We start from the raw sequence: 355 nt of genomic DNA on the forward strand, positions 1-355 counted from the left end.
TTTTTCTGCTTTTTTGAAGCGCCAATGCTTAAAGCTCCCATGGTATTACCGTGATAACTGCCTTCTACGGAAAGGATCTTTTTGCGGCCGGTAAACATGGTAGCCATTTCCAGGGCTGCTTCCACAGCTTCAGATCCTCCCGTCATTCTGTAACTTTTCTGAAGCTTTCCCGGTGCGAGTTCTGCAAGTAACTCAGCAAGTTCTGTCCAGGGTTTGTAGTAGAAGTTGGGATAAACATATGAGGGACGATCACTGTTTCTTATTGCATCTTCGATCTCCTTTACGCCCCAACCCAGATTACCCACGCCGGCACCGCCCAGGAAATCCACATACTTCTTTCCATCGGCACCATATA

1 protein-coding gene is annotated in these 355 nt (G+C 47.3%); it reads right to left on the reverse strand.

Annotated features, from left to right (window positions below; translation table 11 throughout):
- Positions 1-355, reverse strand: a 355-nt coding sequence (locus tag HC176_RS17865; protein ID WP_167920346.1) for an aminotransferase class III-fold pyridoxal phosphate-dependent enzyme, incomplete at both ends; no start/stop codon positions are given.

The organism is Tamlana crocina (genome assembly GCF_012037625.1).